The organism is Microcystis wesenbergii NRERC-220 (assembly GCF_032027425.1).
Taxonomy (GTDB): Bacteria; Cyanobacteriota; Cyanobacteriia; order Cyanobacteriales; family Microcystaceae; genus Microcystis; species Microcystis wesenbergii_A.
Map to the genome: position 1 here is coordinate 471687 of NZ_JAVSJA010000001.1, position 21659 is coordinate 493345.

Below are 21659 nucleotides of genomic sequence, written 5' to 3' on the forward strand. Positions count from 1 at the left end.
GACATTAGCTAACTTTGTTAGATAAGAACTTTTTTAAGAATTATGATCGGCCTATAATAATAACTGTAGTCACCCCTATCCTTTAGGGATAATTCTTGGTTTAGGGTTGATGTCCTTCAGTGCAAGCGAGATTGGTTATGAAAATTAGCGAACTAGAAAACTACTTGGCTCAGGTTAAGTCAGAGATTGGTGACATCGATATCGTCTATCAATGTCGCAACCAGCACTATAGTTGGTTGGACAAAATTAGAAGCCATCAACTGAAAGTGTTAAAAAATACCGCAGACACTAAATTATTGATTTCTCTGCAATAGCCCTTTTCTCTTGCTAGATGCCGGCAATGAGGTCCGGTCCGCCTAATCTGCTTAACAGTTTATCTTTTCTTCGCTGTCGATAGGTTCTTAAACCAGCCGCGTCGCCAAAAGAAAATGATTAAACTGAAAGCAACGGTTAGCATCAATACCCAGACGAACACATAGCCCCAATACCATTCTAATTCCGGCATATTATAGGGGGATTTATCAGTATTAAAGTTCATGCCATAAATACCGACAATGAAGGTGAGAGGGATAAAAATCGTCGAGATTACCGTTAAAGTTTTCATAATCTCGTTCATTTTATTACTCACGGAAGACAGGTAAAAATCCATTAAACCATTGGCAAATTCTCGGTAATTTTCGATAACATCGAGGATTTGTACCAGATGGTCATAACAGTCGCGTAGATAGGGTTTAATCGTTGTATCGATGACGATATACTCATCGCGTAAAAGGGCATTGAGGATGTCTCTTTGCGGCCAAATTGCCCGTCGCAGGGAGAGTAATTCCTGACGTAGTTGGTAAATTTTTGATAAAGTCTGTTCCGTGGGACTAGCTAAAATTTTGTTTTCTAACTCCTCGATTCTTTCTCCGTAGGACTCTAAAACAGGAAAATAACCGTCAATAATGGCATCCCAAATTGCGTAGGCTAAATAACCCGATTTTTGCTGCCGGATGGAACCTTTATTTAAACGGATTCTTTCCCTAACTCCCTCTAAAGAATCGTATTGTCCTTCTTCCTGCACGGTTAAAACATAATTCTTCCCGACTATTAAACTGATTTGTTCTAACAAAAAACCCTGATGATCGATTAGGATAGCCATTGGCACTATAATTAAAATATAATTCTCGCATTCTTCCACTTTTGGTCTTTGGGGAATACTGACTATATCCTCAAGGGTTAAGGGATGTAAATGAAAAATTTCCCCCAACTCTTGCAGTTTATCTTCATTACCCAAACCGACAATATCAATCCAAGAGATGGAATCATTGGATAAATATTTAAGACAGTCTTGAGGTAAGAGATTATTAACTCTAGTGGCTTGTTGAGAATTATAATTAATTAAAAATATCTCCGTAGCAACGGCATTTTCATCGATGGTGATTAACCCTGGCATCGTCCCGGGTTGGTTATAGTGATAATCGTAAAGGTGGGGTTTTGTCCGGGAGGATTTTCGCCCTTTTTTATACCTAGTTAATCTTTTGTTATTGCTCATAGTTGAGATCGATCGCTGTTGGCCTTTTTCTTAGCATTGATTGCTCAAAAATGCCGCAATTTTTATCTAACTTTAAGATTAGCCCAGACTGGTGAACTACTCTCAAGGTCGTTGAGAGCTTCCTATTTCACGGGGGATTGCCTCAAGACGGACTTACGCCCAGCTTTTGGTCTTACATCCCCTCTATAGGCAGTATCGCGCTTTTCCTAACGATAATATCCGTAAGGCTTCATTTTTAATATTTATCGCCGCATTAATGTCCCGGTCATGAGTTGTCTGACAATGTTCACAAGTCCATATTCTAACATCAAGCGGCAAACTACCCACTTGATTTAGACAGACATGACAAGTTTTAGAACTAGGGAAAAACCTATCAACTTCGGTATAAGTTTTTCCTTCCCATTCTGCCTTGTATTTAAGTATTGTACAAAACATTCCCCAACCACAATCACTAATAGCCTTAGCTAAATTATGATTGCGTACCATGCCTTTGACATTGAGATTCTCTACTGCAATAACTTGGTTTTCGTTAACTATCTTACGGGATAGCTTGTGGAGAAAATCCTCACGACATCTTGAGATTTTAGAGTGAACTTTAGCTACTTTACATCTAGCTTTTTGACGGTTGTTACTTCCCTTCTTTTTACGGGATAGCCTCTGTTGTTTCCTTTTTAGATTACGTTGATGTTTGGCTAAATGTCTAGGATTATCATATTTACTGCCATTGCTGGTAATACAAAAATGAGTTAATCCTAAATCAATTCCTATAGCTTTACCATCTATCCCCCCGCCTTCGGCACCCCCCTTATCAAGGGGGGCAAGGGAGGATTGTCCGTCATCAACGTCTCGACTTCGCTCGACTAAAATAGAAGCGCAGTATTTACCGTCTGGGTTTTTTGAAATAGTAACGGTTTTAATTGTTCCTTCAAATTCCCGATGACGAACACAATAAACCAAGCCAATCTTAGGGAGTTTTAGGTAGTCTCCTTCAAATTTGACCTTAGCAGCATAGCTAATTGATTGTTTACCATGTTTAGATTTGAATCTCGGCAATCTAGCCCGTTTCTCAAAAAAATTCTGATAAGCTTGCGATAAGTTCAAAGCCACTCATAAGCTTTTTTGAGACTAGGCAATAGTCCCTGAATATAGTTTCGTGTCAGCCCTTTTCCTGTGGCTTTATAGGTTTCTTGACACAAATTCAGGGAATAATTCCAAAACCAACGACAACAACCAAAGCTTTTAGCTAAGGCTATTTCTTGCTCGGTATTGGGGTATATCCTGAATTTGTATGCTTTGTACATAGTTGTTATCGCACATCTATATTTATGATAACCTAGTTTTTAGGATCTGACACTAAGTTAAAGGGTTACAATAAAGATTGACCTCGCCCTGGAGGAAGAGTTGCTAATGCCCAAGAAGACGAACAAGAAAACGGAAGCCAAAAGTTACAACCATGGCGAGGAACATCCCCAGCGTCCCGATATTGGCACGGAACCCCACTTCAAGAAAAAGAAACCCCCTGTCACCTATCGTTATGATTCCTCCTTGTCCCCGGAGTTGAACTGGGATGAAAACCCCGCACGAGAACAAGCTGAGGCTTTAATTGAGCAAATTCTCGCGGCAGAAGATTTAGAAACCGCCAAAATAGCAGCGCGTAAACTCAAGGCAATCGGTGAACCGTTTTTAAATTGGACAGGAAAGGCCGAAAGGTTATCTTTTCAAGTGCCAACTTTACCCCTATTTGTCCATGAACGTTTATCCACTAGGGCAATTATTGAAACCCTGAAATCCCACAAGGTGGAAAAAGGGGAACAATTGAATCTATTTAATGACCCTAAATGGTCAATTACTGACCAGATTCTCCGAGCTTACGAGTACCACGATAAATGGGTAAACCGGATGATTCTCGGTGACTCGTTGGTGACGATGAACTCCCTACTGCAATACGAGGGGATGGGGGGTAAAGTGCAGATGATTTATATTGACCCTCCCTACGGGGTAAAATTTGGTTCTAATTTTCAACCTTTTGTGAGAAAACGCGACGTTAAACACAACGATGACGATGATTTCACCCGCGAACCGGAGATGGTGCAAGCTTATCGAGATACTTGGGAATTAGGGTTACATTCTTATCTGAGTTATTTACGCGATCGTTTGTTGTTGTCCCGGGAGTTGTTGACTGATAGCGGTAGTGTTTTTGTCCAGATTTCCGATGAGAATGTTCATCATGTTCGGGAATTGATGGATGAGGTTTTTGGTGGGGAGAATTTTGTAGCAAATATTACTTATAAAACAAAAAAAATGACAATGGGTAATACATCTACTATTGAAACAGTAGGGGATCATATTATTTTCTATGCAAAATGTATTAAAAATTTAAAATGTCATTCTTTATTTGCTTTTAAAGACTGGCGAGAAGATCATCATTGGAGATATATCGAGTTACCTAATGGAGAAAGACGCACAATGACAACAGAAGAAAGAAATACTCCTGATACAATACCTGAAGGTAGTAAAGTTTTTATCCCTTTAGATTTAAGGCCAAGTGGTTATTTTACTACTGGTGATTTTGTTTTTGAATTTAACGGAACTAAATATTCGCCTGGTACAGGAAAAAGCTGGCGCACTAATAAAGAAGGAATGGATAATTTAGCTAAATATAATCGTCTTTATGAAACAAGTAAAGCCTTGACTTATGTTTTGTATCATGATGATTATCCAGTTTCAAGAATTACTAATTTTTGGAATGATACAGAAGGTGCATATCAAGCTAGTTATGTAGTTCAAACATCAAATAAAGTCATCCAACGCTGTCTATTAATGACCACCGACCCCGGCGATTTAGTATTAGATATCACCTGTCTAAGAAAAGGTACAAAAATCCTTATTCCCCACCAACCAACTAACTCCCCCCCTTTGAAGGTAGGGCAGGGGGGGGTAAACTCTCAGATACCGGGGAGCTACCCCCCCAACCCCCCCGACATCGGGGGGGCTTTAGGAGGGCAAGGGGGGGCTTTAGAGGCTTTAGAAATAGAAAAATTACAACCGGGAGATTATGTCATCGGACACGATCTGCAACCTCATCGGATTCTTCGTACTATCAGCAAAACCCATCAAGGGAAAATGATCGGGATTCGTCACCACCTTTGTCAGCAAATCCTCTGGGTAACGGGAGATCATCGAGTCTTATGTCAAAAACGGACAACCGGTTATGGATGCGATCGCAATTGGGAACATATTCCTAAAAATAATTTTGCTTTAGCTAGAGAAATGAGAAAAGAAGCGACTCCAGCCGAAGCTAAATTATGGCAAGAAATCAAAGGAAATCAATTAGGAGTTAAATTCCGCCGTCAACATCCTATTGGACGTTATATTAACGACTTTTATGCAAGAGAAAAAGGTTGTATTGTTGAAGTAGATGGAGATAGCCATTATAGGCCAGATGCGACAGTTTATGACCAAGAAAGAGATACTTATTTAAACTCTTTGGGATTAAATATTTTGCGATTCAATAATCAAGAAATTTATCATAATTTGACGGGAGTATTAGAGACAATTAAAGCCCCATTGGCTGCGGTTGAACCTTCAGAAGATCATTACAAAGAATGGCGACGGGCTGATACTTTAAAAATCGGCGATATTGTTTATTTTGGCAGGGAACAAATACCCTGTGAAATTAAAGATTTAGAATCGGAAATAACGACGGAAACAGTCTATGATTTAGAGATTGAAACTGTCCACTCTTTTATTACTGAAGTTTGTACCGTTCATAATTGTGGAAGTGGGACAACCGCCTACGTTGCGGAACAATGGGGGAGAAGATGGATAACCTGTGATGTCAGTAGAGTACCCTTAGCCTTAGCCAGACAGAGACTATTAACCGCCACCTTTCCTTGGTATCAACTGAAAGATAATAACTCACCGACGGGGGGTTTTATCTACAAGAGAAAACAGAACAGTAAAGGGGAAGAAATTGGGGGAATAGTCCCACACATCACCCTGAAAAGTATCGCTAACAATGAACCCCCCGAATCGGAAATCTTAGTTGACCGTCCCGAAGTAGATAACAGTATTGTGCGGGTGTGTAGTCCCTTCACCATCGAGGGAACCATACCGCCTCCGGTGGAGATGGAAGACGAACCGGAAAGCGCAGCGGTGGTAATCGACAATAGCGGTCCCTATGAAGAACGGATGTTGGAAATTCTGCGGAAATCTCCCGTGTTACGTCTGTCTGGGAACCGCACCATCACCCTAAACAACGTGCGACAGCCGACAAGAACCCAGAATCTATCGGCCGAAGCAATGGTCAAAGCTAGTGATTTAGAAGGTGCTACCTTGGGGGAGGTGGTAGATGAGGCCCTAGAAGTAAACCTGAATCAGCTTCCCCTCTCCCAGAAACCGGTGGCGTTTCTATTCGGACCGGAGAACGGAGCGATCGCAGAACAGCCCGTTTACAGAGCGGCTGGGGAAGCCTATCATAAACAATACGCTCATCTGTTCGTCCTTGGCTTTGCGATCGCTCCTAGCGCTCGTCAGTTTGTAGAAAACTGTCAGGATACGGTGGGGATTCCCGCGACTTACATCCAAGCAACTCCAGACCTGCTGATGGGGGATTTACTCAAAAACATGAGGAGTTCCCAGATATTCAGCGTCTGTGGACTGCCAGAGATTAGGATTAATCCCATCCCTGAGGGTAAATATCAAGTGGAGTTATTGGGGTTGGATGTGTTTGACCCGGTTACAATGAAAGTGGACTCGGAACCGGGTAAGAATGTCCCCGCTTGGTTTCTCGATACTGACTACAACGGCCTATGTTTCCACGTCAATCAGGCATTTTTTCCCCGTACCGGCGCTTGGGATTCGATTAAGAAAGCTTTAAAGGGAACCTATGAGGAATCAGTCTGGGAACATCTAGCAGGAACAACCAGCGCACCTTTTGCCGTGGGAGAACATCGGCAAATTGCCGTTAAGGTGATTGATGACCGGGGGAATGAGTTGTTAGTGGTTAAAAGTTTGTAGGATGATTTATTATGACTGCTCCTCCTCCAGGTAAAACAGAATTTGTAGCTAAAATATTTGAGTGGCTAAATGCTTTAGATGATGGGCAAAAATTTTTAACTATCCTTATCACTTTTTTAACGATGCTTGGTACTGCATTTGGGGTGGGGGTGAGTTTTGGTATATGGCTTTCACACAAAAAAGATATATCAGGAACAATTACTGATCCTCCCAAAGACCAAAAACTTATTAATCACAAAATAACAGTAAAGGGAACAATATCCAGAAAAATAAACTCCGATGAACATCTATGGTTGGTGGTGAATCCGGTAGGCTATACTGGTTGGTATCCTGGATCATCTGAAATATTCCCTGATAAAAATAAGAGGTGGATACAGGAGAATCTATACATAGGATTAAAAAAATCTACAGAACAAAAATTTACATTATTCTTTATTCTGTGCAGTGACTCAGCTAATACGATTTTTAAGGAATATTTAGAAAAAACTGCACACTTGCCCCCAGATAAATGGCCTATAGAAACACTTCCCAATGGCATAACTAAACTAGACGAAAGATATTTGATTAGAAAATGACCTACGAAGTCAACGAACCGATTCTCAACTCACCCTTTGATGAACAACCTTGATGAAGTGTACCCAAAATGGAAACGATCGACATAAATAAAGCCTTACCGCAAATCAATCAACTCCTAGAAAAAGCAGCCACAGGAGAAGAAATAATTATTACCAGAAATAATCAACCAATGGTAAAATTAGTATCACCTCAAACCATACCTAAACGTCCTCCTTTATTTGGTAGTGACAAAAATATAATTTCCATTGGTGATGACTTTGATGAACCATTAGAGGACTTTAAGGATTATATCTAATGAGATTACTATTGGATACTCATAGCTTAAATATTAGTGGTTAGAGAGTTGCTTAAAAATCAACAATGAAACCAATTAGATTAACAAAACACGCTCGAGAACAATGTATTGAACGAGGAACAAATGAACAAGAAATTATTGGAGCAATTCGTTATGGGACTCGACAAAGTGCCAAACAAGGAAGGGATAAATATCAGACTATAATTCAGACTAATTCCTATTGGCAAGGAAAATTTTACCCTCTAAAAAAAGTTGTTTCCATTGTTACAGAAACAGAACAAGAATTGATTGTCATTACTGTTTACACCTACTATTTTTAAAGGAGACAAAATGAAAATTACCTACGATGCAGAAATTGATGCCCTTTATATTAGACTTGTAGAGGGAAAACATGAATGTCGAAATCTTCAGTTAAACGATGAAATCACCTTAAACCTTGGTGATAATGATCTTTTAGTTGGCATTGAAATTCTCGACGCTAAAGATGTTTTAGGAACAGGAAATGTACCCCAAGTCATCCTTGAGAATATTCCTTTTCGAGCTGCTTAAAAAGGAGTTAATATGAGACAACCTCAAAACCTGCTAGAAAACTAATCAATCCAAAATCCAAAATCCAAAATCCAAAATCGAAATGTCCTACCCTACGAAGTCAACGAACCCATCCTCAACTCACCTTTTGATGAACCCTTGATGAAGTTAAATCAGCCGTTTATCGAGCTTGCTTATACTTAGAAAATTCTATGTCAGCCAAAGATATTTTTCATCAATCCGTGTGTATTGCCCTCGAAAAAGATGGCTGGAATATCACCCATGATCCCCTTTATCTGAAAGTCAATGACGTAGAATTTTACATCGACTTAGGCGCGGAAAGATTAATTGCCGCCGAAAAGGCAGGTCAAAAAATTGCCCTAGAGATTAAATCTTTTTTAGGCGCATCTGAAGTCACCGAATTTCATCTTGCATTAGGACAAATCCTCAATTATCGGTTAGCATTAAAACAGGAACAACCCGAAAGGATTCTTTATCTAGCAATTCCTCAAGATACCTATGAGGACTTTTTCTCTCGTCAATTTATTCAAGACGCTGTAGCCGAATATAAAATTAAACTTTTAATCTTTAATTCTCTCAAACAAGAGGCGGTATTATGGAAAGAATAAACTACTCTCAACTGATTCAAGACATTCTCACCCAACATTCAGTTAATGACAGCAAAAATGACAGAGAAACTCAACTTATTTTTGACACAAAACGCCATCATTACCAAGTCTTAAATATTGGGTGGAAAGAGCAAAAGCGAATCTATGGTGTGATTATTCATCTTGACATAAAAGATGACAAAATCTGGATTCAAAGAGATGGAACAGAAATCGGCATTGCCAATCAATTAATCGCGGCTGGTGTTCCCAAACAAGATATAGTCTTAGGTTTTCAGGCTCCCTATAAACGTAGTTTAACCGAGTTTGCCTTGAGTTAATACATAAGAAAAAAATCCTAAATAACCCTATGTCCTACGAAGTCAACGAACCTATCCTTAATTCCCCCTTTGATGAACCCTCCCGTTATTGGTTCATCCGAGAAGGTTATGAACCGGAATTAAAAGAAGGGAGAAGACCGGCTATTGTCTATCCCCCCCGGGAAGGTGACAGCGAATGGGAATTAGGAAAAGTTCTCAAACTTTCACCCCCCGATGAATTTTTTCCTGGTTATGAAATGACCTTGGTTAACCGCATCAGGAACAAAGTCAAAGAATGGAGAAAAGAAAACTATCCCGGGGTCAGTCGTACTACCTTAGAACTATTGGACTATTGGAACCGAGAAGGAAGAGAACATCGCCTATTTTTTGCTCAAAAAGAAGCAGTAGAAACCATCATTTTCCTGATTGAATCACGGGCCGACTTTCGCCAAGGGATTCACATTCCCCAAGACACCCCCATTGACACCACCCTGAAAGCTTTCATCCGCTACGCCTGTAAGATGGCAACTGGAAGCGGTAAAACAACAGTGATGGGGATGTTAACAGCATGGTCCATCCTCAACAAAGTAGCAGATCGCAGTAACGCTAAATTCTCCGATGTTGTCCTGATTGTCTGTCCCAATATCACCATTAAAAGCAGATTGCAGGAACTCAACCCCGACAACGGCGAAGCTTCTTTATATCGCACCCGTGACCTCGTACCCTCTCACCTGATGGACAAACTGAGACAGGGTAAAGTCTTGGTGACAAATTGGCATATTTTTGAAAAGCGAGCGCCTGCCACTGCCGGTAATGACACTGCCAAAGTGGTGAAAGTGGGAGTCAAAACCACCGCCGCCGAAGTGATTAAGATTGCCGCTAAAAACGAAACTGCTAGGGGAACAAGATATCTAACCCAAGAAACTTTAGGACAACAAATCGCATTAGGTCGGTTAAAAGTCGCTGAGGGAGGGGAGAAATACGATACACAGGGAAATCTTAAAGAAGTCAAGGTAGAAATTACCCGCTATTTAGAAAGTGATGCCGCTTGGATTAAACGAATATTAACCCAAGAAGTGGGGAATAAAGGTAACATTTTAGTTTTTAATGATGAGGCGCATCATGCTTATCGGATATCTCGGATATCTCCAGATAAAAATGATGCTGGCGATGAGCAAGAATCGGAAAAATATCAAGAAAAAGAAGCCACGATTTGGCTTGAGGGTTTAGATAGAATTAACAAATATCGAGGCATTAATTTCTGTGTGGATCTATCCGCTACTCCCTATTACTTAAAATCTTCTAAACAGAATACTAATAAACCCTTTGAGTGGGTCGTCAGTGATTTTAGTTTAATGGATGCCATTGAAGCAGGTTTAGTTAAAATTCCTCAATTACCCGTTAGAGATACCACCGGCGCAGCCGTTTCAGATTTAGCTTACTTTAATATCTGGGAATGGTTAATGAAGAAAATGACCCGATCTGAACGGGGTAAAGGAATAAATCCTACACCGGAAGCTATCCTCAAATATGTGCAACATCCCATCACCTTATTAGGGGGACAGTGGGAACAAATCAAACAAGAATGGGCAGCCTCCGATGATCCCAGACCGCCTGTATTTATTATTGTCTGTAAGAATACCAAGATTGCTAAATGTCTCTATGAATGGATAGCAGAAGATATCAAACCAGATGATTTACCCTCCTCTAACCTGCGATCGCTTCGTAATACCGAGGGAGAAACTAACACGATTAGAGTCGATTCTAAGGTAGTTGAAGAATTAGAATCGGGTGAAAGTAAATCCGATGAAAGTAAATGGATGCGCTTTACTTTAGACACCATTGGTAAAACTCAATGGACAAAAGATGACCAAGGACGCGATATTTATCCCGAAGGATTTGCCCAACTAGCCGAGAAATTAGCTAGACCGTTTCACCCCCCCGGTCGCGATATAAAATGTGTAATTTCTGTAGGAATGCTTACGGAGGGTTGGGACTGTTCGACCGTAAAACATATTATTGGGATTCGTCCCTTTCAATCCCAATTACTCTGTGAGCAGGTGGTAGGTAGGGGGTTAAGAAGGCGCAGTTATGACCTCACCGAGGATAACAAATTTGCCGAAGAAACCTCAACAATTTTCGGAGTTCCCTTTGAAGTTGTTCCCTTTAAAGCTAATCCCCAAGGAGCAAAACCTCAGCCAGAAAAACGCTATCATGTTTACTCAGTGCCGCAAAAATCCCAATATCGCCTAGAATTTCCCAGAGTTAAAGGCTATACCCAAGCCGTACAAAACCGAGTCACCGTTGATTGGACAGCCATCGCCGCTTTAGAAATCAACCCCTTCAAAATTGCCCCCGAAGTCCAAGTTAAAGCTACTCTGGCTAATAACCAAGGTCGTCATAGCCTATCTGGTCCGGGCAAACTAGAAAGCCTTGATCTCAACCCTTACCGTCAGGGAAAAAGATTACAAGAATTAGTCTTTGAATTAGCGGCCGATTTAACTCGCACTTACTGCCAAACCGAGCAATGTCAAGCACCCCCTCATGTCTTGTTTCCCCAATTAAGAAAAATATGCGATCGCTACCTAACGGAAAAGGTTAAAGTAGTAGAACCCGCTCACATTCTCGATCTGTTTCTTTCCCCCTATTACGGTTGGGTAATTGAAAAACTCTCGGAGTCCATTTATCCCGATACCGGCGCCGGAGAAACCCCAGAAATACCCAAATATGAGACACATCGAGGCAACGGTTCAACCGATGATATTAACTTCTTCACCGGCAAACCTGTGAGAGAGGTAGTCAAGTCTCACCTTAACTGTGTGGTGGCTGATACCGATCAATGGGAACAGGCAGCCGCCTATATTATTGACAATCATCCCGCCACTGCAGCCTTTGTTAAAAATGAACGCTTAGGGTTTAGTATTCCCTATTTTCATAATGGGGAAGACCATGATTATATCCCAGACTTTATTATCCGTCTGAAGACAGCTAAATCTAACTATTTAATCCTAGAAACTAAAGGATGGGACGAACTGAGGGAAGTCAAGCAAGCAGCCGCTAAACGCTGGTGTAATGCCATTAATGCCGACGGCAAACACGGTCATTGGCAATACTTTTTAACTGGATTGAGCAAAGTTAAAGAAGGAATTGACGAAGCAATCAGAGAAATCGAAGCATTAACCAATCAATAAATGAATGATGATATAATTTCCTCTCTCGCTGCCATTGCCATAACCACTCTATTCCTTTGGCTGCCATTTGGCTAGGGTCTTTGTCCTGCTTACCTATGAATGAAAGAAGATTAGTTAACATTCTGACGTAACTCCGGAACCCGTTGCCATAATTCTTGGGTTAAACGGGGTAATTCGTCCCGCATCTGACAATACCAATCCCATCGCCGGCGGTAATGTTGAGCCAGTAAGCGATTTTGCTTGACCCATTGATAGGCATTGTTAGCCAGTTGTTGCCGAAAAGAAGGATTTTCAATTAATTGTCGTAATTGTGCAGAAAATTCAGTTAAAGAATCATAAATTAAACCCGTTTCACCGGATTGAATAGACGCTTTATACACCGTAGGACTAGCTAAAACGGTCACGCCATGACCCGCACATTCAATAAACTTTAAATCAGATTTCATACTATTAAAGGCTGTCGGATTGAGGGGCAACAAGGCAATATCACAGGTTCTTAATAGGGCTTGATAGCGCTCATAATCACAAAAGGGTTCAAAAACTTTATTGGTAATGGCTAATGCCTCAAAAAATTCTCGATCATGAATCACCTGGGCAGAGATTTGCTCTCCGTAGTCGGCTAAGACTTGATTGAGGGTGGGTAAAATAGCCTGCCAGTCTGCTTGACGATTTAAGGCCCCAAAAAAGAGCTTAACGGTATTATTTTGGGGATATTCCCTTTGGGGGGGAAGATAGGCTAATTGATTGGGAAAAACAGCCACATTGGGATTAATAGTGCGAAAAAATGCTGCTAACGGCTCTGTGGTGGTTTGAATACCATGACAAGCCCGATAGGTTAAAAATTGATTTTGTTCATGTTCTGGCCAACAACGGGGATCATCATCCATTTCGGCAATAATTAAATAATCTTTGCCTAAAAGGGTCTGAATTTTGGCCAGTTCATCCGGTTGTAAAGATCCCCGTTGCCAAATAAAGATTTTTTCCTCCTCCGGTCGGGCAATGCCTAAATCCGCCGATTTAACACTGGAAACGGTTCTTACACCTGGAATGGTGGCACTGAACTGATCCGGTTCTAAGACCCGGACGCGATCGCAGGCGAGGGGAGCCATAATCATGGTTTGTATCAGTAAAGGGCGAGGTGGTTGGGTAGATTTTAAGGCTCTGACTACATATTGAACGGCTCCTGTTTGAATGGCAAATTGTTCGGCATTAATGCCAAGGGATTGAAGGGTGGGAGCCAATAGTTTTTGAGCAGTTTGAAAATTCTCATTTTTCTGTCCTCGTGTCTGAATCTCATAGATTTGTAATCCTGCTTCAGCAAACCATTTTTTAATACTCAATAACGTAAAAAAACGCAAATGAGTGCGGTCTAATAACCCTTCATCTTCATATTCCCAGACCCCTCTTAACAGATTAATTAGAATACTCCAATGTTGAATATTGGGAATACAGGCTAAGACTTGGCCGGCGGGTTGAAGCCAAGTAATTTGCTGATTTAATACTCGCCAGGGGTCTTGTAAATGTTCTAAAACGTCACCATAAATCAAACAATCTACGCTATTGGGCAGAATGATAGTCCCTAAATCCAATGCCTCGACATTGCCCACAATGACTTGATCCAACCGAGTTTTCGCAATTTCGGCCGCTTGCGCATTCAGTTCTATGCCAATATAATTAGCATTTGGATTAATTTTCTTATAATACTGCCCCAACGCGCCTGTGCCACAACCCACTTCCACAATCACTGAGGCATCCGGCGGTAGTAAGCGCAATAGGTCAGGATTCACCCGGTCATAGTAGTCCAGATTGGTAAGGGAAGTGATCGGCATTTTTCTCTTCAACTCAGTTGCTCAAAACAACACAATAGGGACCTAATTTTGTTAAGTCCCCAGATAGTATAGCAGTTCAAGATTCAGAGGATGTTTGAAAAGTCAGGAGACCACTAGGGGTAGTGTAGAGCCTCCCAATATCCATTGGGTCGCTACCTCAGTTTCCCCCCAAGGGAACTGCCTGACTTCAGCCGCGACAAAGTGGGAAGCCAGACTTTCAATCAGTTTAACCAAAGTGGAATCAGTCACCACGGCAACTTTACTGACGTACTTGTGATGGTCGCGTATCAGCCGGAAATGAGCGACCAAGGCGCCAAAACTTTCCCAACCAGTGAACTTAGGAACTTCGATGATTACGCCAGCAAGGCCGCCAGTGGCTTCAATGTGGGGGTCGACTGCCGCCGCAATTTTAACAAAATCTTCCGCCGCGAGCGCAGACTTAGGTTGCATATAGAGAATGCTATGCGCCGCATCTAAATTATAATCTATCATAGTTTGCCTCTCCCAAATGGTCGAAGTCTAACTACATACTATCACGAATAAACGGTTTTACTCACATCTCTAGACGAGTTATAATCGCGACACCGTAACTTATCGTACAAACAGGTATCTACAACCAACTTCCCAAAACGAAAAATTCCTATCTCACCATTAAGATAACTGTTATCGATGCTTAACAGCTTATCTAGACAAGAATTTTGGGAAAGCATGAAAATTATCGCCTACACCTATACTAACCCCCTGCTCGATAGTCCCCCCGATACCTCGATTTGGGCCTATTCTCCCGAACAAGTATATCAAGATTTTGGCGATCGCTCACAACGGCAGCAACTTCTCCGCGATTGTCAAGGTACTCCCCCCCGACTGCTGATCCTGCGTCGTCTAGCAGAATTGGGAGACAATGGCACGGAAGTTAGCAAAATTTTACAATCCTTAGAAGCCCTCGACATAGATATAATTGCCCTAGAAGAACCAGATTATAAGCTGAATTTTGCCAAGATTCTGCAAGAAATATCAAAAAACGAACTAAGTAACCGTTTAAAAGCAGGTCACGCTCACAATCGTCTGCAAGCTTTGCCTCCCCCCGGAAAAGCACCCTACGGTTATCGTCGTGGCAAGGAGCGTTATATACTCGATCGCAGTACCGCACCAGTAGTCAAAGACTTTTTTGATCGCTTTTTGATTTCCGCTTCCCTGCGTTCCACGGTGCGGTATCTAGAAAAACGCTACGGCAAAAAGATATCGGTAGCTACTGCCCATAAATGGCTAACTAATCCCGTTTATCGCGGTGATTTGTGCTATCTAGGTCAAGATATTATCCCCGATACCCACACCCCGATGATCTCCCGGGAAGAAGCAGCCCAGATCGATCGCATCCTGAGAAATAATCGCAAATTACCCCCCCGCAGTGCCAGCGCCCCGCGTTCCTTAGCGGGTTTAGTCGTCTGTAGTCAATGTCAATCGGGGATGACGATTACCAAAGTCACAGCGCGAGGAAAAAGCCTAGAATACCTCTATTTGCGACCTTTGCAATGTCCCCGGACAAAAAAATGTTCGGCGATCGCTTATGAAAAAATTCTTGATATCACAATCGAGCGCATTTGTCAAGACCTACCACCGACGATCGCTCAGATATCTTTACCAGATTTAGAGGCGATCAAACGGGGAATGAGCGAGGAAATAGGGCAAAAAAACGATATTTTGTCGCAATTGCCCTCCCTAGAAGCGGCGGGAATTTTAGATCAAGAAACGGCTAATCTACGGGCCTATAAACTGAAAAACGAGATCGCGCAGATACAAGGACGTTTAGACCAATTACCCCCCGATAACCTGACTATTATCGCTCGTGCCGTTGCTTTTCCGCAATTTTGGCGAGATTTATCGGAAATCGAGCGCCGTTTTTATTTTCGCGAGTTTATCCGTCGCATCGAAATCGAGAGAGAAACGGCTAATAATTGGCATTTACGTTTAATCTTCGTTTTTTAACTGAATGCTGACCAGTATATAGACAATTCCTCAAAAACCATCTGATCATAAATATAGTTTCTTGATAACAACTATGTACAAAGCGTACAAATTCAGACTTAAGCCTAATACCGAGCAAGAAATAGCCTTAGCAAAAAGCTTTGGTTGTTGTCGTTGGTTTTGGAATTATTCATTGAATTTATGCCAAGAAACCTATAAAGCTACAGGAAAAGGACTGACACGAGGTTATATTCAGGGACTATTGCCTACTAAGTCATCAAGTTTGTATTGAGGAACGAAAAAGAGGTAATATTGAAAAAAGACTTCAGCCGGTCACGATAGCGGCGTTGCCGCCGCACTCGCTCTGCGAGACCGCTCTAAGAAGACGTTAGTAGATGATGATTAAGCTGTATTGTTGGGAGCATCTCACCTTTGTAACCCCTAAATCAGGTTTTATGTCAAGCTATTTTGAAAGTCTTGCTAGAAACCAGTTTTAGGGACAAGTATAATTACTCACTTGCATAAATGAGATGCTCCCTGTATTGTTAACTAAAACTGAGCGACCAAAAAATGCCATCTAAAAAATATATTGTGGATTTAACCCCATCAGAAAGAAGCGATCGGTCAAAAATAACTAACAAAGGGAAAACGGCAGCTTATAAAATAAATCATGCCCGAATTTTACTGAAGGCAGATATTAATCAAGAAGGAGGAGGATGGACAGATAGTAAGATTAGTGAATCATTAAATATTGGTCATGCGACTATTGAAAGGATCAGAAAAAGGTTTGTTGAAGAAGGGATAGAATCAGCCCTAAATCGACGAGAGCAAAAAAAACGTCGTCCGAGAATAATTGATGGGGAAAAAGAAGCCGATCTAATGGCGATTGCTTGTAGTGAAACCCCAAGGGAAAAAAGGAGTTGGACTCTTCAAATGCTGGCGGATAAAATGGTAGAACTAAAAGTAGTTGAACAAGTGTCGATTGAGACGATTAGACAAAGCTTGGCCGATTCAAGTCTGAATTGCATCACTGTCTGATCTAGCTTCATAGAATACCTCATTCGGGGTACGATAGTCAAGACATTTTCGAGGACGATTGTTAATCAAGTTTACGGCTCTTTCTACCTGCTCTGGCTTAACAATTTTGAAATTCGTTCCCTTGGCAAAAAATTGTCTTAACAGTCCATTGGTAGGCTCGTTTAATCCCCTCTCCCAAGAATGGTAAGGAGTAGCAAAATAAAAATCTGCTCCTAGTTTCTGACTCAACTCTTGATGTCCACAAAATTCTTTGACCTGGTCACAAGTAAAGGTTTTTCTTTTGTCAGGGTGAATCTCTTGGAAAAGTTTTTCTGTGACAAGGGTTGATTTCCGATGCGGTTTTGTTTTTGGCCAATCCTGCTACTAGAAATTTCGAGGCTTTGTCCATATATGTAACGAGAACCCCTAGATGATTTCCTCCAATCATTGTGTCACTTTCCCAATGACCGATTTCGGTCTTCTGTTCAGCAATTGCTGGTCGCTCGGAGATATCCACACGACCCGGAATCCCTCCACGCTTACTTTTTGCTCCGTCTCGACTCTTTCTTTGACAAAGCCCCCGGCGTAAATATTTCCAGTACTCCCCACATCCTTGATAGTTCTGATAGATCATTTGATAGATGGTTTCGTGACTGAGAGATTCTTGACTGGCTCTTGACACTCCCCGCTCTAAAGAGACGGGGATTCTTGGTTCACAGAGATTACTTGCTTAGACAGAATTGCTTCTGAAAAAGTAGAGGTATTCTCTCCCCAAGCGTTTATTGGATCGAGCCCAAAGGTTCCGGTATGCCCTACCGTACTTAGTCCCCTTTTAAGGATGTTGATTGCGGCGTTTTCATCCCTATCCAAAACACATCCACATTTGCACTGATGGGTTCTAGTCGATAAAGATTTTTTGACAGTTTCACCACAGTTTGAACAGTTTTGGCTTGTATAATTCGGTGAGACAGCAATCGTTATCTTGCCGAATTTAACCCCAAAATACTCTATCCATTCCCGAAACTGATACCAGGCCGCATCATTGATCGATTTAGCTAGACAATGATTCTTGACTAAGTTCTTAACTCTTAAATCCTCGTAGGCTATCACATCGCTAGAGTGAACTACGCACCGTTCGGCTGAGCTCACGGCCGAAGCCTTGCTAATTTCACAGCAAAGTCTTTACGTTGCCTACTTACTTTAAGGTGAGCTTTAGCTAATCTTTGTCTAGCTTTTTGACGATTTTTACTTCCCTTTTTCTTTTTAGATAATCGCCTTTGAAGTCGTTTTAATCGTTTCTCAGACTTTCTCAAGAATTGAGGATTATCAACCTTGTCGCCATTGTGATCTGTATAGAAAGAAGCCAAACCTACATCTAAGCCAATACACTTACCTGATGGTTTAACATCTTCTTTAACGTCACAAGAAAGGACAAATTGACAATAATAACCGTCCGCTCTCCGAATCAACCTAACCCGTTTAATATCGGATTCTTGAAAGTACCCTAAATCCCAAGTTCCTACCAACTTAAGAACACCAATGTTTTTCTTGTCAGTGAACTTAACAGTTTTAGGGCTAAGAAGCTTCCATCCTGATTGTTTGTATTCAACAGAGCGAGATTTTTTAAATTGAGGATACCCCTTTTTGCCTGATACTTTACGTTTACAGTTGTCGTAAAAACGACTAATTGAACTCCAAGCACGTTCAGCACTTGCCTGTCTAGCAGTTGAATTAAGTTCATCGGCAAATTTAAAGTCCTGAGCTAATTCTTGAGAATATCGGTATAAATCGTTCTTACCCGTACCTTTTGTATCCATCCATAACCTTACACATTTGTGACGGATGAATTGAGCAGTACGAATAGCATCGTCTATGGCTTGATACTGTTGAGTTTTAGCTTTAACTTTAAACTCTAAGACAAACATTTTACGCAGGGGGGACTTAGACAAAATCAGTATAGCACAATAAAAGTTAAGTTAACAAGATATAGTTTAAAAAGCCGTCCTAAAAGGACGGGGCTTTAACCCAAAATTTCGGTAAATATTCAGGTCTAGGGGTTGACAAAGAGAGAAAAATCAGCAGTGGGGATAAGAGAGACAACCGTATTCAAGGGGTGATGGACAGAGGCCAAAGCCTGACGGAAGAAAGTTAAAACCGAACGGCCTTGAGCGCGACAAGACTGAATCACGGTCAACAAACGAGCAGTATCGACAAAGCCACTGAAGGAGCGAGAACCACCAGCTATCTTGCGCTTGGTTACTCCTAGGCGTAGGGAACGCTCCGCTCGGTTATTGTCGGGAGGAACTTCTGGTACGTCAAGAAAATACCAGCACTGATGGGACTTGTCCAGCAAGGATTTCAGCAATAAACCCGCAGCATAACCCGCCTGGGGTCGCCACACTGCTAAAGCTTGCTCTAACCGCAGTCGAAAATCCCTGACCCAGTGGTTATAGATAGACCGAGCGCCGGTTTCTCGATATTGCAGATGTTGCCTAAAGGCTTCCGTGAGTGATGAGGAGTTTTCAGTTTTTCTACCTGCTTAAAATGCCGCAGTAAATGGGCCAGACATTTCTGCTGGGCGGCCGCCCCATAGCCATTGTAGACACTGAAATCATCGGAGATTAATACCCCAGCAAAACTTTTTCCCAACAGATATTCTAACTCTTTTCGTGAGCGAGTGTCCCCCGCCTGGAAGAGGGAAAAGCCCACACCACTAATATTCCACAACCATTCTTTGATGCCCTTAACTAACCATGGCGATTCCTCTACGTGGACTTGGGGTTGTTCTCTGACCCACTCTTGTAGTTCTCTGACTGAGGGTTCTACCGCAGAAGCTCAACGTTGTGTGGTGGCTTGTAATGTCCCTATCCCTACTTCTATTCTGCCAATTTCTCGCCAGCCATTCTTGCTGTGCAAGCGTAGGATAGATGCCCATAATGACTCATCCACCCCAACAGGGCTTGTAAGCTTACTCCCAAATCTTGACCGGGTACTACGTCTTCTGGCAAAACCCCGAAAACTGGCCCGCCACAATCAGCACAGTAGGCACATTCTTGCTTATACTCTACTATTTCTATTGGCCTTTCTACTAGCTGGGCTACTATCAAAGTGCGTTGTCGGCGTTCACCCGGGGCGAGATGGCTACTGCCACAATGGGGGCACTTTTCGGCTTTGACGCTCTCAGTGCGGTCTATTCGTCCAAATCCTTTGCGGGTTTTTCCCTCATGCCCTTTTTGCCCGGACGGGGCTGCGTCCCTCTTTCTTTTCGCCTTCTTTGACTTTTTCTGGCTTTCTTAGCCAGTCTGTGGAGGGGGGTTTCGATGAGGTTTTGCTATCCTTATCTAGATGACCCTTCAGCTTCTCGATGGTTTCGCCTTGTTTGACTACTAACTTCTGTAATTTCAGCACCATTTCCACCAGTTGTTCTGGGGTCAGGTTTTTCAGGCTTTCCCTGTCTAGTAGCTGCTGCGGTTCTTTTTGCTTCATCCTCTCAATCTACACTTTTTTCTGTTTTTGTCAATCCCCTGACCTGAATCCTTACAGTTCAAATCGTCTTTCTGGACATTTACACTCTCAATAATTTTATCAAATCTAAAAACTTTACATTTATCTTTTGTTGTTAAAATACTTCTTTTTTCTTCAGTAGTTAAAGTTCTAATTTCTCCATTTAAAAATTCACCCCATAAAGCTAATTTTTGGGCATCTTCTGTCGTTCCTTCTATTCCAGTTCTTTGATAGAATAGTTTGTTAGCTTTTACTTGATTTATATTTTTAGAGTACCATAATAAATAATTAAAGGCGTTTCTAATCGTTTTACTATTTGGTGTTCCCTTTTTCCAAACTATTGTTGAAACAAAATTCTCCCCACCAAAAACCTCATCCATCAACTCCCGAACATGATGCACATTCTCATCGGAAATCTGCACAAAAACACTACCGCTATCAGTCAACAACTCCCGGGCCAACAACAAACGATCGCGTAAATAACTCAGATAAGAATGTAACCCTAATTCCCAAGTATCTCGATAAGCTTGCACCATCTCCGGTTCGCGGGTGAAATCATCGTCATCGTTGTGTTTAACGTCGCGTTTTCTCACAAAAGGCTGAAAATTAGAACCAAATTTTACCCCGTAGGGAGGGTCAATATAAATCATCTGCACCTTACCCCCCATCCCCTCGTATTGCAGTAGGGAGTTCATCGTCACCAACGAGTCACCGAGAATCATCCGGTTTACCCATTTATCGTGATACTCATAAGCTCGGAGAATCTGGTCAGTAATTGACCATTTAGGGTCATTAAATAGATTCAATTGTTCCCCTTTTTCCACCTTGTGGGATTTCAGGGTTTCAATAATTGCCCTAGTGGATAAACGTTCATGGACAAATAGGGGTAAAGTTGGCACTTGAAAAGATAACCTTTCGGCCTTTCCTGTCCAATTTAAAAACGGTTCACCGATTGCCTTGAGTTTACGCGCTGCTATTTTGGCGGTTTCTAAATCTTCTGCCGCGAGAATTTGCTCAATTAAAGCCTCAGCTTGTTCTCGTGCGGGGTTTTCATCCCAGTTTAACTCCGGGGACAAAGAGGAATCATAACGATAGGTGACAGGGGGTTTCTTTTTCTTGAAGTGGGGTTCCGTGCCAATATCGGGACGCTGGGGATGTTCCTCGCCATGGTTGTAACTTTTGGCTTCCGTTTTCTTGTTCGTTTTCTTGGGCATTAGCAACTCTTCCTCCAGGGCGAGGTCAATCTTTATTGTAACCCTTGAATAACCCCAAGAGA

At 41.8% G+C, this 21659-nt stretch carries 14 protein-coding genes and 6 pseudogenes; 12 read left to right on the forward strand and 8 right to left on the reverse strand.

What is annotated here, in order from left to right; translation table 11 throughout:
- Positions 1-137: 137 nt before the first annotated feature.
- The gene (locus RAM70_RS02395; RefSeq protein ID WP_008199960.1) at positions 138-314 is read left to right on the forward strand and encodes a hypothetical protein; all 177 of its coding nucleotides are present in this window, start codon (positions 138-140) and stop codon (positions 312-314) included.
- A 59-nt stretch (positions 315-373) separates the two neighbouring features.
- Here RAM70_RS02395 and corA read toward each other — a convergent pair whose 3' ends face one another.
- On the reverse strand, positions 374-1534 hold the full coding sequence (corA, locus tag RAM70_RS02400; protein ID WP_045362932.1) for a magnesium/cobalt transporter CorA: 1161 nt from the start codon (positions 1532-1534) through the stop codon (positions 374-376).
- Between the two features lie 122 nt (positions 1535-1656).
- Positions 1657-2835, reverse strand: a pseudogene (locus RAM70_RS02405) (RNA-guided endonuclease TnpB family protein).
- 106 nt (positions 2836-2941) lie between these two features.
- Between RAM70_RS02405 and RAM70_RS02410 the strand changes: the two are divergent.
- The 8 genes from RAM70_RS02410 (at position 2942) to RAM70_RS02445 (ending at position 12068) form a co-directional block, all read left to right on the forward strand.
- Positions 2942-6553: a DUF559 domain-containing protein gene (locus RAM70_RS02410; RefSeq protein ID WP_312672142.1), complete on the forward strand. Its 3612-nt coding sequence runs from the start codon at positions 2942-2944 to the stop codon at positions 6551-6553.
- A gap of 11 nt (positions 6554-6564) precedes the next feature.
- A complete protein-coding gene (locus RAM70_RS02415; protein ID WP_045362934.1) occupies positions 6565-7128 on the forward strand; it encodes a hypothetical protein in 564 nt (187 codons plus the stop codon).
- A gap of 68 nt (positions 7129-7196) precedes the next feature.
- Positions 7197-7424 carry a type II toxin-antitoxin system Phd/YefM family antitoxin gene (locus tag RAM70_RS02420; protein WP_045362936.1) on the forward strand — a complete coding sequence of 76 codons (228 nt, stop codon included), beginning with the start codon at positions 7197-7199 and terminating at the stop codon, positions 7422-7424.
- 65 nt (positions 7425-7489) lie between these two features.
- A complete protein-coding gene (locus RAM70_RS02425) occupies positions 7490-7744 on the forward strand; it encodes a DUF4258 domain-containing protein (RefSeq protein ID WP_312672143.1) in 255 nt (84 codons plus the stop codon).
- A 10-nt stretch (positions 7745-7754) separates the two neighbouring features.
- Positions 7755-7973, forward strand: a complete 219-nt coding sequence (locus RAM70_RS02430; protein WP_159292797.1) for a DUF2283 domain-containing protein — start codon at positions 7755-7757, stop codon at positions 7971-7973.
- A 191-nt stretch (positions 7974-8164) separates the two neighbouring features.
- Complete coding sequence (locus RAM70_RS02435) at positions 8165-8581, forward strand: XisH family protein (RefSeq protein ID WP_312672147.1); 417 nt, start codon at positions 8165-8167, stop codon at positions 8579-8581.
- Positions 8569-8898 (forward strand): XisI protein, encoded by a 330-nt coding sequence (locus tag RAM70_RS02440; protein ID WP_004162692.1) that lies wholly within the window; start codon positions 8569-8571, stop codon positions 8896-8898. The genes RAM70_RS02435 and RAM70_RS02440 overlap by 13 nt, the downstream gene beginning before the upstream one ends.
- Before the next feature lie 29 nt (positions 8899-8927).
- The gene (locus RAM70_RS02445) at positions 8928-12068 is read left to right on the forward strand and encodes a BPTD_3080 family restriction endonuclease (RefSeq protein ID WP_312672150.1); all 3141 of its coding nucleotides are present in this window, start codon (positions 8928-8930) and stop codon (positions 12066-12068) included.
- A 110-nt stretch (positions 12069-12178) separates the two neighbouring features.
- Here RAM70_RS02445 and RAM70_RS02450 read toward each other — a convergent pair whose 3' ends face one another.
- Both RAM70_RS02450 and RAM70_RS02455 read right to left on the reverse strand, forming a co-directional pair.
- Positions 12179-13897, reverse strand: coding sequence for a methyltransferase domain-containing protein (locus tag RAM70_RS02450; protein WP_045362947.1), 1719 nt, complete (start codon positions 13895-13897; stop codon positions 12179-12181).
- A 102-nt stretch (positions 13898-13999) separates the two neighbouring features.
- Positions 14000-14389: a SpoIIAA family protein gene (locus RAM70_RS02455; RefSeq protein ID WP_045362950.1), complete on the reverse strand. Its 390-nt coding sequence runs from the start codon at positions 14387-14389 to the stop codon at positions 14000-14002.
- A gap of 216 nt (positions 14390-14605) precedes the next feature.
- Between RAM70_RS02455 and RAM70_RS02460 the strand changes: the two genes are divergently transcribed.
- From RAM70_RS02460 to RAM70_RS02470, 3 genes and pseudogenes are all read left to right on the forward strand, one after another.
- Positions 14606-15883 carry a recombinase family protein gene (locus tag RAM70_RS02460; protein ID WP_045363009.1) on the forward strand — a complete coding sequence of 426 codons (1278 nt, stop codon included), beginning with the start codon at positions 14606-14608 and terminating at the stop codon, positions 15881-15883.
- Positions 15884-15956: 73 nt separating this feature from the next.
- Positions 15957-16133, forward strand: a pseudogene (locus RAM70_RS02465) (helix-turn-helix domain-containing protein); the annotation flags it as partial.
- Between the two features lie 299 nt (positions 16134-16432).
- A pseudogene (locus tag RAM70_RS02470) lies at positions 16433-16882 on the forward strand (helix-turn-helix domain-containing protein); the annotation flags it as partial.
- Here RAM70_RS02470 and RAM70_RS02475 read toward each other — a convergent pair.
- The 4 genes and pseudogenes from RAM70_RS02475 to RAM70_RS02490 form a co-directional block, all read right to left on the reverse strand.
- A pseudogene (locus RAM70_RS02475) lies at positions 16874-17558 on the reverse strand (IS30 family transposase); the annotation flags it as partial. The pseudogenes RAM70_RS02470 and RAM70_RS02475 overlap by 9 nt on opposite strands.
- Positions 17559-17569: 11 nt before the next feature.
- A pseudogene (locus RAM70_RS02480) lies at positions 17570-18804 on the reverse strand (RNA-guided endonuclease InsQ/TnpB family protein).
- A 125-nt stretch (positions 18805-18929) separates the two neighbouring features.
- Positions 18930-20365 (reverse strand): annotated as a pseudogene (tnpC, locus tag RAM70_RS02485) (IS66 family transposase).
- Positions 20362-21597: a DNA methyltransferase gene (locus RAM70_RS02490; protein WP_312672154.1), complete on the reverse strand. Its 1236-nt coding sequence runs from the start codon at positions 21595-21597 to the stop codon at positions 20362-20364. The pseudogene tnpC and the gene RAM70_RS02490 overlap by 4 nt, the downstream one beginning before the upstream one ends.
- Positions 21598-21659: the final 62 nt, after the last annotated feature.